At 69.9% G+C, this 14,055-nt stretch carries 5 protein-coding genes; 2 read left to right on the top strand and 3 right to left on the bottom strand.

All coding sequences use genetic code 11. The features are described from left to right. The first annotated feature begins 47 nt into the window (after positions 1-47). Positions 48-245, top strand: coding sequence for a hypothetical protein (locus ABD817_RS34765; RefSeq protein WP_344922630.1), 198 nt, complete (start codon positions 48-50; stop codon positions 243-245). Between the two features lie 160 nt (positions 246-405). On the opposite strand, the gene ABD817_RS34760 is transcribed toward ABD817_RS34765, so the two are convergent. From ABD817_RS34760 to ABD817_RS34750, 3 genes are read right to left on the bottom strand one after another with little or no spacing between them, the layout of a single operon-like run. Beyond that, complete coding sequence (locus ABD817_RS34760) at positions 406-3,039, bottom strand: DUF7824 domain-containing protein (protein ID WP_344922628.1); 2,634 nt, start codon at positions 3,037-3,039, stop codon at positions 406-408. After that, positions 3,036-4,358, bottom strand: a complete 1,323-nt coding sequence (locus ABD817_RS34755) for an SWIM zinc finger family protein (protein ID WP_344922626.1) — start codon at positions 4,356-4,358, stop codon at positions 3,036-3,038. Before ABD817_RS34755 ends, ABD817_RS34760 begins: the two co-directional genes overlap by 4 nt. 53 nt (positions 4,359-4,411) lie before the next feature. Further along, positions 4,412-7,141 (bottom strand): DEAD/DEAH box helicase, encoded by a 2,730-nt coding sequence (locus tag ABD817_RS34750; RefSeq protein WP_344922624.1) that lies wholly within the window; start codon positions 7,139-7,141, stop codon positions 4,412-4,414. 675 nt (positions 7,142-7,816) lie between these two features. On the opposite strand from ABD817_RS34750, the gene ABD817_RS34745 reads away from it, so the two are divergent. Beyond that, entirely contained in the window at positions 7,817-14,053 is a 6,237-nt protein-coding gene (locus tag ABD817_RS34745) for a protein kinase domain-containing protein (RefSeq protein WP_344922622.1), read from the top strand. Positions 14,054-14,055 lie beyond the last annotated feature (2 nt).

Genomic DNA, 14,055 nt, shown 5'->3' with positions numbered 1-14,055 from the left:
GGCCTAAGTAAGCACATGTTTCACAGAAGCAGGGGAAGCGAGAGCACATGAATGAGAAACCAGACGACGCGTCGAAGGCCGCCACCGGACTCTCCCTTGGCGTCGCCTTCGGCGTCGCCATCGGCGCCGGTCTGGGAGTCGCGCTCGGCAACGTGGCCATGGGCATCGGTATCGGGATCGCCATCGGCGCCGGCCTGGGGGTGGCCTTCATGACCGGCCGGAAGAACAACGGCGGCAAGGGGTGAACGACCCCTGGTCCGCGCCGGGCACCCTGCGAACCGGCCCGCTCGCACGGTGCCCGGTCGGCGGATGCTGAACCCCTGACGACCGAGCCGCCGGTACGCCCTCCCCGGAGCGCGGGCTCTCGGGTACGGCGGGGGCTCGACCGTCAGGTCTCCGGTCTCGTCACATCTCCTCGGGTCTCGTCGGGTCTCGTCGGGCAGGGAGCGGCTCTCGTCGGGCGGGGAGCAGCCGGGTAAGGCGAAGTGCCTCGCGGACCATCCGGCTCGACCCGCCGCGTGCGGCGACCGCGGCCAGTCCGGGGATCGGCGTGGTGTCGCCGGGTGGGGCGGTCCTGACGCCGAGCGCGATGAGGTCGGCCAGGCCGCTGGGCGGTCGCTCACCGTCGGCGGGCAGTACGCGGGGAAGAGCGGCCGTGACGGCCTGCCACACCTGGGCGCCCGCGCCCGCCCGTTCCGCCTCGGTCAGTGAGGGAATGACGCGGCTCAGCGTCACCATGCCGTTCTTGACCAGGTGACCTAGCTGGTCTCCCAGGTCGGCGGCGGGCAGGTCCCCGGCCGCGGCGAGGGCGAGGAGCAGATCCAGGGCCGCCGTACGCTCGGCGGGGTCCTCGTTGTTCAGGTGGAAGACCAGCATGGCCGCGAAGGCGGAGCCGAGGGGGCCGTCGGCGCGGGCGAGATCCTGAAGAATCGGCAGCCTGGGGCTGCGCTCGGACCATTCCCAGTTGAAGAACGGCAGCAGGTGGGCCGCGACGACCTCGCGATGGGAGGGCATGACTCCGGCCCACCAGTTCATGTACCCGCCGAGGCGGTGGATGGAGGTCTCGGGATCGCGGCACAGCGGGTCGACCAGGTCGAGCCCGACCGGTGAGGCCGCGACGAACGAGGCCGCACGCGGGTCGTAGTGGTACTCCGGCGGTTGCCCCTCGTCGAACCAGCGGTGGGAGGCGCCCTCGGCGTAGCCGTACCGGACCGTCACGACGGGATCGGCGAGTCCCTCTCCGGACAGCCATCGCGCCACGAGCCGCCCGGCGGGAGTGGTGAGCCGGGCGGCCCTTGAGACCACGTCGGCGTCGACCCGCCGGGGGATACGCAACAGCGCCTGCTGCAGATCGGCGCTCGCCGGGTTCATGTCCGCGGCTTCCAGCCGTTCGAGCCGGGCGAGCAGTTCGGCGGGGTCGACATGGCCGTCGGCGCTCGTCGGGGTGGCGAGCAGCACCGGCGGCAGGGCGTCCGCCCGCGCCGCGGTGACGAGTTCGGCCATCCGGCGCAGGATCAGCAGGTGCGGCACCGAGATCCGGTACCGGGCCGGAAGCCGGGGCGCGGGCGACGACGTCGAGGGAGAGGCGACGGCCCGCATGGCCGCCCACAGCCACGCCAGCGGGTCGTCCTCGCTCCGCTCCCAGGTGCGGACCGGCACCGTGGCCAGGGCCGCCCGTACGGCTTCGCGGTCTCGGTGGGTGAGCTCGACCAGCCCCGCCATCAACCGTTCGGTGTTCAGCCAGCCGGGATGGTGGAAGGAGTCGCCCGCGAGCCGGGTGAACTCCGCGCCGAGCTCGGCCGCCGTGGTGATGGGCGGCGGGAACTCGACCCGGGGGAGTGCCGGGGCGACCAGGAGGACGGGCCTCTCCCCTTCGACCGGCTCCTCCTCGCCCGGCTTCTCCGAGACGCCGAGGCGCGCGCGCAGATCGGCGGGCAGCGCGGCTGCCGCGTCGCGAAGCGGCGCCGGGTCCAGGTGCGCGGCGTGTTTGACGGCGAGCCGTACGGCGCGTTCCTGCACGTCGGAGGACTCATGGGCGAAGGCCGACACCAGGGCGGCGGTAGCCGCCTCTGCGTACTCGGGCGTCAGCCGCACGGACCGGTCGAGCCAGGAGAGACCGGCGCGCACGAGCTTCTTCTCCGGCCGGTACATCAGCGCCTCGACGGCCTCGGCGAAGTCGCCGGGGGATACGGCGGGCAGCTCGCGCAGGTGGCCCAGGGCCAGTTCGGCGACCGTGCCGGGCGCGGACGGCAGCAGCCGCAGGTAGTCGCGGGCCCGGGGCGCCACCTCGGCGCGGGTGGGTTCGAGCGCCTGGTGCAGGCGGGCGAAGAAGCGCAGCTCCAGTGCGGTGCCGCCGCGCAGGAACCGGCCGACGCACCCGTCCAGCAGCATGGCGCGGTCGACCCGGCCATCGGTGGCCAGCGCGTGAAGCCCGCCCAGCCAGGTGTCGCCGGTGGGGCGGCCCTCCCACTGCAGGGCCGCACCGACACCCTGGGCGTGGAAGATCCGCGGCAGGAGCGTGTCCAGCAGCGGGTCGGCGGCCAGCACGTCGGCCATCCGCTGGTGGCCGAGTGCCGCCGACACCCAGTTCACGATGAAACCGTCGTCGGTCGGCGGTTCGATGCCCGTCCGGTGGATCAGGGACGCGGTCAGCTCGTAACTCGGGTCACGCCCGCGGAGTTTCCCCGCCAGCCGCGCCGCCAGGTCGGCCTGCCACGCGGGCGGGCGGGTGCCGACCAGGTCGAGCAGCCGCCGGGTGTCGTCGACCCGCTCGTCGGCGCCGACCAGGCCGCGCCGGGTGAGCCAGGACGCGACGGAGGCCGCGGCGGCGATCGTACCGGTGCCCGCCGCGCGCAGCGCCTCGGCATGGTCCCCGGCGCCGCGCCAGGAGTCGAGATACAGCCGGATGTGCTTGAGATGTCCGGGCAGCTGTTTGGCGACCTCGCGCCTGGCGGCGTCGTCCAGGGTCACGACCAGCGCCGCGACGCCGTCGGCGTCGCACTTGTCGATCAGGTCGCGTACGTCGTCCCACGCGCTCACGCCTGGGCTCCCTTCGTGATCTGTACGGCGAGCACGTGCTTGCACGGCCCTCGTTGTCCTTGGTGCCTGGCCCACCACGGGCAGGTACAGGTGGTGCCACGCACCTCGCGGACCCGGTCGCCGGAGGTCACCAGGGCGAGGCCGGATCCGTCGAGCCGTACCGCCCCGCTGTCGGCCAGCTCGCGGGCGGCCCTGGCGCGCGGGTTCATCGCGGCGACCCTGTCGCGGTCGTAGGGCAGCTCGCGGTGGAAGTAGCCGGCCTCGGCGGTGTCGTAGCCCACCCGGCCGGCCGCGCCGAGCTGGGTCAGCGCGGCCCGTACCCGGGGCGCGTCGAGACCGGAGCGCTCGGCCAGCAGGTCGGGCTCCACCCTCGGTTCGAAGGCCAGCAGCGCGCCGACCAGGTCGGCGTCGTCCGCGGCGTCGTCGGAGGCCAGCGTCCGGAGCACGGCACCCTCGGTGGAGAAGGAGCGCCCGCTGTCCGGAGACAGGGTGAGCACGTAGCGCATGCCGGGCAACTCCAGCTCCCACGCGCTCGCCACGGCCGTGTCCGGGCGGGCCGGGCCGTACAGCCGCAGGGTCCTGGCGAAGCGCAGCAGCGTGAGCATCGTCGCGAGCCGGTCCGGCCCCGGCAGGCAGACGGCGCCGGGGCCCGGACCCGAGGTCAGCCGCAGCGAGCGGCCCGAGGGCACCGCCCACAGGGCGGAGCCGACCCGGCGGGGCAGCGTACGCAGGAAACGCACCGCCTCCGGGCCGGTGAGCTCCGCCCGCAGGTCGAAACCCGCGGTGACGAGCTGGACCTCGGCGAAGCCGCGCAGCCACCGCTCGGGCAGCGGCACCTTCTTCTCCACCACCGCGCCGTCCAACGTGGTGACGGCCAGCTCGTCCCGCCCGACGCCCAGGTGCAGGGGGTCGGCGCCGCCGACCCGGGCCAGCGCCTCGCGCAGCGGGCCGTTGACGTCGACGTTGGTGGTGCCCAGGTCGACCACCTCTCCGTCGAGGGCGCGCTCCAGCACGTCGAGGCGGGCGTAGACGCCGCCGCAGGCGGAGAACGACTCGAACCGGAGCCGGTCGCCGTTGCAGGTCACCACCGGATCGCGGGAGAAGGTCGGGGCCGGGCGGTCGTAACGGGCCTGCGCCACGTTCGCGACGGCGAGCAGCCCGGCCGCGGCGGGGGCGGCCTCGGTCAGCAGGCCGCTGAAGAACCGGGGATGGCTCAGCGGGCCGCGCGCCGTACGCCCGCCCGAGGTGGACAGGGCCAGCCGCCCGGCGGTGAGTGTTGAGGGTCCGGCGTACGCGTACGCCTGCACCGCATTGGTCATGATCGGGACCGTAACCGCGATCACCGACATTTCTCGATGATGCGAATCCAGTGCTATGCCTTACATGCCGCACATTCGTAACGGAGACCAGTTCTGCCGCGACGGTCTTGTTCGTAGCGGATCAGCATCCGGCGGCAGCGGCCGCAGTCGTCACCAAGTTGCCCGCTTCCCGGGGCTCCCGAGCCGGGGCGTCGACGCTGGGCTCGGCGCGCGGCATCGGCGAAGGCACGGTGCTCGGTACGGAGCACGAGCCCCGGTTCCATCCCAAGCAAAGATGTCGATGAGGACCAGACGACATCGCCGACGATGGCACTGGATTCGAGAATGGGCAGACAAGGCCGGATGTTGACCCCCTCCCGCCGGGCTTGGAGGGCTTCGACGGACAGGTAACCGTCCCGCTCCGGCTCCACCCAGATCGTCACCGCTTCCGAGCTGTCACCACAGATAGAGGTGAGCTCGGGAAGGAGCGATGGCAGAGCGCGAAGGGAGCCGCGAGGCAGCCACATGTCGACCGTCGCGGCTCGTTTGATGTCGGTCCGCAGCCGTTCTACGAGGTCCTCATCGATGAGTTCGGTCATTCCGGTAGAGATTGCCGCTTGCCACGGCATTGATGCCGCGGTGTCGATAAGGCGGGCGAAGAACGTCCACACCGGGTCATGGGAGGCGGCAGACCGGTGGTGCAGGGCGTTCAGCGCGCCGATCACCACGAAGTGGTCACGCGCCCGGCTGGCCGCCACATTGAGCAGGCGAGCACCCTCGCTGCCGGCGTGGCCCTCGGTGAACCAGCGGTTGAGCGGCGAGACGCCACGACCGGTGTCGACAGTGTCGTAGATGACGATGTCTCTTTCACCTCCCTGGAAGCGGTGGACTGTGGAGGCCGCCCAATCGTCCAGGTGATCTTCTGGCAGAAGTGATTCCAGCAGCCGGGCCTGCGGCGCGAAGGGCGTGATCAGGCCGAGGTCCGCTGCTGTCGCTGTGGCGCCGCTGGTGAGCGAGGCGGCCAGCTGGGCATGTGCGAGGTTGTAGCGCGACAGGCTGCCCTGTCTGCGTGCTGTACGGCTGCGCATGGAGGTGGTGTCGATGACGACGAGCTCGGCCTTGGCCCATGACGCCCGGCTGTGGACGGTTCTGCTCGCCGTACCGGGCGCTGATGAAAGCCGGCTGCCGTAGAAGGCGGTGCTGACGACGTCGCTGATGGTCTGACGCATGCGGTACTGCTCGGTCAGGGCGGCCAGGCGAGGTGGATCCTTGCGCTCCGAGATGGCTGCAGGGATGCCCGCTTTCTCGAACGGGCTGTGGTGCAGCCATTCTTGTGCTTCGGGGGTGTCGGCGATTACCACAGGTGGTAACTGTCGGAAATCGCCCGCGATGATGGTGTGCCCGCTGCCTGCTCCGGCGACGAGCATGGCGAGTGCGGCCGTGGTCATGCTCGCCTCGTCGAGGACAACGACGTCGAAGCTGAGGTTTTTGAGGGTCTCCAGCGCGAGCTGGTGAGCGGTGGCAGCCACCACGGTGGCCTCCCGGCAGATCTGGCGCCGGACCTGCTTGAGCCTGCCGTCCAGCTCACGCAGGAGCGCCTGCAACTCGGCGATCTGCGTCTCCAACCGCAGCCGTTCGGTCTCCTCGGCTTGGTTTAGCTCTCGCTGCTTGAGCGCGTTGAGGTCTTCGCGGCATTCACGTAGCTGGTGGCCTTTCTCGACGCGGTGCTGAGCCAGGGGAGCCCCCAGGGTGGCGGCGATCTCGTCGACGAGGATTTGGCGGGTCAAGGACGGGTCGGCGGGCTGGCCGATCCGGACGAGCGCACCGTTGGCCAAGCCGGGCCGGCGCCTGAGCAGCGACCGGATCGCCACATCCAAAGCCGCGTTGGTCGGCGCCGCCAGCAGCACCCGCTGCCCACGTGCGCACAGTTCGGTGATCAGGGCAGCGACCGTTGTCGTCTTGCCGGTGCCCGGCGGGCCCCAGAGCCAGGTCACGCCAGGCGTGAGCGCGAGATGAACCGCCGTCTGCTGCCCCCGGTTGAGGTCCGTGGGGCCGGTCGGCTTCGCCAGGCGTACGGGAGGTCCGGTCTCGGGTGGTGTCACGGCGGCCAGGGCGGCTACGGCGTTGAAACCGGGTCCGCCCTCGACCAGCTCGTTCAGCCGCTTGCTCTGTTCGGTCAACAACCAGGACAGGTCCGTGCGCAGTGTCGCCTCGGTCGCCATTGGCGCGTCGGGTGGTGTCGACAGCGTGACCACGCTGCCGAACACCGATACGACCTCAACCTGGAACTGCTGATTATCGATGATCAGTATGGCCGACGTGCCCTCGGAGGCGCCGATTTCGCCCTGTGCCTCGAAACGCCTCAGGCCCTTTCCGGGCACTGCTGTGCCCGCGGCTGCGATCAGCGGGACATCGGTCTGGACTCGGCGTTTGGACACGGCCGTCAGTTCGTGACGAAGCGCGGCCGCCGCTTTTCTGGCCGTTTCGGGCCACTCGGGTGACATGGGGCCGACAGGCGGCAGAGGTTCGTGCGCGGGCAGCCCGAGCGACATGGCCAGCTGGGTCGCCTCCGCGGCGGCTCGTTCCTCGACAACCTCCCGAGGGCGGGGCTGCAGGGCAGGCGTGGGTGCCCATCCTCGCGGCACCCACATACCGTCACGAAGATCAGCGAGACCGTGGGTGCTGCAGGTTTCCCAAAGCACCCCGGAGTCGATTCGCCGCAGTCCGGCCTGATGGACCGCGGTGAGCAGGTCATCGGCCGCGATGGGCCCGCTTGCCAGCGCCCCCTGGATGACGGTGACCATGTTTGTCTTCCTGAGACCTGCCATGAAAGCTCCAGTTGGTCGGTGCCGGTGCGGGCAGACGATCATCGGGATGGACCGATCCAGTTTTCGCTGGTGGCACCGCCGAAGTCCTCACGGGAGTTTGGTCGGGCCTCGCGGATGACCGGGGGCCGGGCGCCGGTCACGGCCTGCCCTGGCTGGCGTTCACATTTTCGGCTGTGACTAAAATGGGGACATAGTGGTTCCAAATCTCACCACGCCCTTGAGGTGGCCTGGCGCGTCGGCAAGGCCACAGTCACCCCGCTGAGCGGGGCAATCGTGACGACCCCACCCTTTGGGCTGGATGACGGCCAAAGGAGGCTCCGGGTTCATAACAATCGGTAGGCGCAACGTAACCCGCACCCCTGCAGGCGCTGATATGACGGGCATGCGGTCCCTTCGCGCGGCTTCCTTATCATCGCCTCCACTCCCGTTCCGTCCGGTGATCGACCCGCCCGTTTTGGATGCGGAGTCATTCGACTACAGACAGACTATGTTCCTGTTAACTATGTCAATAGAGAAAATCTGTCTCGTTTTAGAAACATCGTGTACTCTAGCCGGACATAGTGGGGTTTTACCTAACCACGGCCTTGGATCCCGTGGTCGGTCGCTGGGATCCGCTTCCAGCTCAGAACATGGGGAGAACAAGGAGTGCCTGTGAACCTGGACCGGGTGGCGAGTCGTTTCCGTCTCCTGGAGGCCGTGGGCAAGGGCAACATGGGGGAGGTCTACCGCGCCGAGGACCTCCAGGCGGACGCGGAGGACCGAAACCGCGTGGTCGCGGTGAAGCTGATTCTGCGCAACCGCTCCGGCGCGATCATCGACTCGCGCGCCGACGACAAGGCGGTCCAGCGGTTCGACCGTGAGATGCGCATCATGCGCAGGCTCGACCACCGCAACCTTCCCCGGATCATCGCGGGCAGCGTGGACACCACCGGCCTGCCCTACATCGCGATGGAGTTTCTCGAAGGGGAGACCCTGAAAGACCTGGTGAGCGAGCATCCGCAGCTGCCCATCGGCTGGGCCTCGGCGCTGGGCGCCCAGATCGCGGACGGGCTGTCCGCGGCGCACACCGCCGGTGTCATCCACCGCGACCTCAAGCCCGCCAACGTGATGCTGCTGCGCGGTGGAGTGGTCAAGGTCCTTGACTTCGGCATGGGGCGGATCCTCGACGACATCGAGGGCGGCAAGGTGACGAGCACCGGTGTCACGGTCGGCACCGCACGCTACATGGCCCCCGAGCAGTTCCTCGCCTCGACGGTGACGCAGGCGGCCGACCTGTACGCCCTCGGTTGCATGCTGTTCGAACTCCTCACCGGTGTCCCGCCGTTCCACAGCGAGTCCGCGCACAAACTCGGCGAGAAACACCTCAAGGAGCCGCCGCCCCCGGTACGGCTGCTCCGCTCCGACGTTCCCGCGGAGTTGGAGAGGCTCATCGAACGCCTGCTCGCGAAAGACCCGGCCGACCGGCCCGCCGACGCGGTCACCGTCCGCGAGGCGCTGCTGCCGTTCGCCGTGGGGGAGGAGCGCGTCCTCGGCTGGGATGAGCTCGACCCGGTGCGACACCTGGCGAAATTACGCGCACAGAGCCGCCTCTCCCGGCCGGCCACCGAGCCCGCGGACACCCCCGAGCTCCAGACGCCCGGGACCGGTATGGACGTCTTCGGGGTGCATCGCAAGCTCATCAAGGACTACCGCTCGTTCACCGAGGGCGGCACGGTCATCCGCGACGAGCGGATCGCGGCCTTCGTCGAGAACGACCTGGACGCCAAGTCCCAGTGGCCCGACCCCTGGCTGTCGCTGAACCCGTTCTTCGCCTCGGGCGGCACCGTCCTCGAACTCGCGACCGCAGGGGTGCTGCACCCGGAGTGCGCGCGCATCTTCCAGTCAGGGAAGACCGAGGACGGCACGGTGTGCGACGGCCGCCCGCTCACCCTGCACCGCCACCAGCGTGAGGCGATCGACACCGCCGGGTCCGGTGCTTCCTACGTGCTGACCACGGGAACCGGCTCCGGAAAGTCCCTCTCCTACATCGTGCCGATCGTCGACAAGGTGCTGAGAGACCGCGAACGGGAGGGCCCCGAGGCGCGCAAGCGGGTCCGCGCGATCATCGTCTACCCGATGAACGCGCTGGCCAACAGCCAGATCAAGGAGCTCAAGAAGTATCTTTCCGACGGTTACGGCCCCGGCCGCGAGCCGGTCACCTACGCCCGCTACACCGGCCAGGAGAACGAGGAGCAGCGCAAAAATATCCGTGACAACCCGCCGGACATCCTGCTCACCAACTACGTGATGCTGGAGCTGATGCTCACCCGACCGGGTGACCGGCGCTCTCTCATCAAGATGGCCAAGGGACTTGAGTTCCTCGTCTTCGACGAGCTGCACACCTACCGAGGCCGCCAGGGCGCGGACGTGGCCCTGCTCATCCGCCGGGTGCGTGAGGCCTGCCAGGCGACGCGTCTGCAGTGCATCGGCACCTCCGCCACCATGTCCAGCGAGGGCACCGCGGAAGACCAGCGAACGGCCGTCGGCCGCGTCGCCACCACTCTCTTCGGCATCGAGGTGGGACCCGAGAACATCATCGGTGAGACCCTCGTGCGCGCCACCGAGGAGACACCCGACACGGTTCCGGTCGAGCGCCTCCGAGCCCCTGGCGCCCCGCGCGCCTACGCCGACCTGGTGAAGGACCCTCTCGCCCGCTGGATCGAGACCCGCTTCGGTCTCACCACGGACGAGACGGGACACCTGGTCCGGCAGAGACCCGCCAAGATCGAGGAAGCGGCCCTCGAACTCGCCGGAGACAGTGAGCTGACCGTGGCCGAGTGCGCACGGGCGATCCGCCGCACGCTGGAGGCCGGTTCCGAGGCGAGGAACCCCGTCACCGAGCGCCCGCTGTTCGCCTTCCGGCTGCACCAGTTCCTCTCCAAGGGAGACACCGTCTACGTCACCCTTGAGGACACGTCAACTCGTCACCTGACGCGCGACTACCAGATCGTCCAGCCCGGCTCGGGCGGCAAAATCCTGCTGCCGCTCGCTTTCTGCCGCGAGTGCGGCCAGGAGTACCCGACCGTGTGGCGCACCGAGAAGGACGGTCGCGTCGTCTACGAGCCGCGCCGCGACACCGCCGCCACCGGTGGCCCCGCAGGGGACGGCTACCTCTACATCGACTCCGACCGGCCCTGGCCGAGCACGCCGGAGGACGTCATCGCCGACCGCCGGTTGCCCGAGTCCTGGCTGGAGATCGACGAGCGGGGCCAAGAAGTCGTGCGCGCCTCATACCGGTTGCGGCTGCCCAGAGCCGTCACCGTCGACGCGTACGGGGTCGAGGGCCAGGGCGAGCTGAAGGCGGCCTTCGTCCCCTCGCCGTTCCTCTTCTGCATGCACTGCGGGGTGAGTTACGAGCAGGTCAGGGGGAAGGACTTCGCCAAGCTCGCGACCCTCGACCAGGAGGGCCGCTCCTCGGCGACCTCCCTCGTCTCCGCCTCCATTGTCCGCTCGCTCAAGGAGGTCCCCACCGAGGCGCTCAAAAAAGCGGCCCGCAAGCTGCTCACCTTCGTCGACAACCGGCAGGACGCCTCCCTACAGGCCGGTCATTTCAATGACTTCGTCCAGATCACCCAGTTGCGCGGCGCCCTCTACCGCGCGGCCGTCGAGGCGGGGGAGGAAGGCGTCAACCACGAGGAGCTCGCCTCCCGCGTCTCGGTCGCCCTGGGCCTGGAGGTCGCCGACTACGCGGGCAGCGCGGATCTGCCCCCTTCGATGGCGCGCAACGCCGCGAAGACCTTTCAGGACGTCGTCGCCTTCCGCCTCTACCTGGATCTCGAACGCGGCTGGCGCATCACCATGCCCAACCTGGAGCAGACCGGCCTGCTGGAGATCGACTACGCGGACTTGCAGTGGCTCGCCGAGCAGCAGGATCGGTGGTCCGGGACCCACCGGAAGCTGCGTGAGGCGACCCCGGGTCAGCGTGTCGAGATCATGCGGGCACTGCTCGACGAGATGCGCCGGGCCCTCGCCATCGACGTGCAGCACTTCCGCGAGGACTTCGACACCCTCCAGCGCGCCAGCGAGGAGCGCCTCGTCGACCCCTGGGTGCTCGCCGCGAGCGACCGACCCAAGGTCGGCACCGCTTACCCGCAGGGCTCCAGGCCAGGCCTGGACCGCTCAGGTCTGTTCCTGTCCGGACGGGGCAAGTTCGGCAAGTACCTGCGGCGGGTGCACTTCGGCCAGGCTCTGCCGGTCGACGACGCCCAGCTGATCATCGTGGAGTTGCTGAAGGTGCTCGCCAAGGCAGGACTGGTCAGGGAGAGTGTCACGACCCCGCAGCGCGCGGGCCGTTTCCGGGGCGGCTCAGGCCCGGCCGTCACCGGCTACCGCATCTCCGCCGCAGCCCTCATCTGGCGGGCGGGGACGGGGGAGGCCGGCACCCACGACCCGCTGACCCGCACCTACGCCAGCGGTGACGGTCCCAGGGTCAACGCCTTCTTCCGCGACCTCTACAAGGAGACGGCCGGTGCCCTCGGCGGCCTCGTCGCCCGCGAGCACACCGCCCAGGTCACTCCCCTGGAGCGGGAGAAGCGTGAGGAGGCCTTCCGCAAGGCCGAGTTGAAGCTGCTCTACTGCTCGCCGACGATGGAGCTCGGCGTCGACATCTCCGAGCTCAACGCCGTGATGATGCGCAACGTGCCGCCGACCCCGGCCAACTACGCGCAGCGCAGCGGCCGGGCGGGCCGGTCCGGGCAGCCCGCGCTCGTCACCACCTACTGCGCGACCGGAAACAGCCACGACCAGTACTACTTCCGCCGCTCCGAACGCATGGTCGCCGGAGCCGTCGCCCCACCCCGCCTCGACCTCGCCAACGAGGACCTGGTCCGTTCGCACGTCCAGGCCATCTGGCTCGCCGAGGCCGGGCTCAAACTGGGCAACGCCATTCCCAACATCATCGACATCGGCTACCCCGAGGACGCCCGGATCCCCAACCCCGCGCTCATCCTGCAGGACCACATCGACGAGGCCCTGCGCGACGCCGCCGCGCAGGAGCGTGCGCTGAAGGCCGCGCAGAAGGTCTTCGGCGGACTGCTCACCGACTTCGCGGCCACCACCTGGTGGGACGAGCAGTGGATCGAGACAGCGATCCGCCTGGCTCCGAAGGAGTTCGACCGGGCGTTCGACCGCTGGCGCGGCCTGTTCAGGGCGGCCCTGGTCGACCAGGCCGAGCAGAACCGGCGGGTCCTGGACCACACCCTCTCCGAGCGCGACCGCAAGATCGCCGTCGGGCGCCGCAGGGAGGCCGAGACCCAGCTCAACCTCCTCAAGAACGAGAGCGCGGACAGCAAGTCGGTGCTCTCCGACTTCAACCCTTACCGCTACCTCGCCGGAGAGGGCTTCCTGCCCGGCTACTCCTTCCCGCGCCTGCCGCTCGCCGCCTACATCCCCACGACCGGGTCCCGGTTCGGCGACGGCGACTACCTGCAGCGTCCCCGCTTCCTCGCCATCCGCGAGTTCGGGCCAGGAGCCCTCATCTACCACGAGGGAGCCCGCTACCAGGTCACCCGCATCCAGCTGCCGCCGGACGCGACGGGCGACGTCGTCACCAGCAGTGCCCGCAGGTGCGCGGGGTGCGGCTACCACCACGACAGCCAGGACCGTGACGACCGCTGCAAGATGTGCAAGGAACCGCTCGGCGAGACCACCTACGGGCTGCTTCAGCTGCACACCGTCTACACCAGGCGTCGCGAGCGGATCTCCTCCGACGAGGAGGAGCGGCGCAGGGCCGGTTTCCGGCTGGTGACCTCCTACAGCTTCCAGGATCACGGCGATCGTTCCGGCCGTCAGGACGCCCTCGTCTTCGAGGCCGGAGACAAACTCGCCACCCTGTCCTACGGCGACTCGGCGAGGGTCCGCATCACCAACGTCGGCCGGGTGCGGGCCAAGCCGAACGAGCCGGACGGCTTCTGGCTCGACCCCGCCGACGGCCGCTGGATGAACGAGCGCGACGCCGGTGAGGCCTCCGGCGACTCCGGCGAGATGCCCGTCATCGACGCGGACGGCAACGAGAAGCGCCGCAAGAAGCGGGTCATCCCCTACGTCCAGGACAGCCGCAACATCTTGGTCGTGAAGCTGGACGAGCCGCTGGACGAGCCGATCGCGCTCTCGCTCATGTACGCGCTGGAACGCGGCATCGAGGCCGCCTTCGAGCTGGAGGACTCCGAGCTGAGCAGCGAACTGCTGCCACCCGACGACGGCCCTCGCGACCGGATGCTGTTCACCGAGGCCGCGGAGGGCGGCGCCGGCGTGCTGCGCCTGATGCAGTCCGAACCCGGAGCGCTCGCCCGCGCCGCCGCGGAGGCCCTCGCCATCTGCCACTTCGACGCGAACGGCAACGACCTCGGTGGACCGCACCCCGACCGTCCCTGCGCCAAGGGCTGCTACGAGTGCCTGCTCACCTACGGCAACCAGTTCAACCACGCCCTCATCGACCGCCACTCGATGCGTGACCTGCTACTCCGCATCGCGGGTTCGACGGCCCGCACGACCGGCCGGGGCGAGACCCGCTCCGAGCAACTGGCGCGGCTGACCGCGCAATCGGACACCACGCTGGAGGCCAAGCTCATCACCTGGCTCAAGGAACATGGTCTGCGCCTGCCCGACGAGGCGCAGACCCTCGTCGCCGAGGCGGGCGCCCGACCCGACTACGTCTACCGGCTGCCCGGCGTCAACGTCGCGGTCTTCGTCGACGGCCCCGTCCACGAGCACGCCTCGGTCGCCGAACGCGACCGCGAGGCGGAGGAGCGGCTGTTCGACAAGGGCTGGGACGTGGTCCGCTTCCCCCACGACGCCGACTGGTCCGCCATCGTGGCGGAGTTCAGGCGTTACTTCGGGACCGGCGCCTGAAC

Origin of the sequence: Streptosporangium oxazolinicum (assembly GCF_039537505.1) — a bacterium.
Classification (GTDB): Bacteria; Actinomycetota; Actinomycetes; order Streptosporangiales; family Streptosporangiaceae; genus Streptosporangium; species Streptosporangium oxazolinicum.
This window is presented reverse-complemented; position numbering and strand designations above follow the sequence as displayed.